Raw genomic sequence first — 559 nt, forward strand, 5'->3', positions numbered from 1 at the left:
CTCCTATTCGAGATATTGCTCAAGATATTAATTTATTTCAAACTGATGCGATACAAAGACAGACTAACGATCTTGATCCTATTGATCTCAATCAACCTGATATAGCTCGGCTAAATGATATTACTCAAAGCGATCGCACGATCCAAAGAGAGTCCAACACTTCCATTCAATCCATCTTAGATTCTCAAACCACTGAGATCCAAAGACAAGCTATCTTGAAGGATATTGAATCAAATAATTCTCCTCAAATCCAAAGATCTGATAATTATGTTTCAGCAATCCAAAGCACATCAACTTCCGATCAACCTATTGCAGAAACACCAGATAACTATTCCAACGATACAAATCAGGTAGTCCAAAGGCAAGTTGATTCTGATAATTTACCGAATTTGCCAATTGTAAATAATACTCCTCTAGAAAGCGATCGCAATATTCAAGCAAAGGTCAATACAGATTATTCTGCTCCTATTCAAGCTATTGCCCAAGATATTAATTTATCTCAAACTGATGCAATACAAAGACAGACTAACGATCCTAATCCTATTGATCGCAATCAAAC

The 559-nt window shown here is 35.8% G+C and carries 1 protein-coding gene; it reads left to right on the forward strand.

Annotation, left to right across the window (positions count from 1 at the left end; translation table 11 throughout):
* On the forward strand, positions 1 to 559 hold a 559-nt coding region (locus AC805_RS26405), incomplete at both ends, for a hypothetical protein (protein WP_197278760.1).

The organism is Pseudanabaena sp. 'Roaring Creek', assembly GCF_001402795.1.
Classification (GTDB): domain Bacteria; phylum Cyanobacteriota; class Cyanobacteriia; order Pseudanabaenales; family Pseudanabaenaceae; genus Pseudanabaena.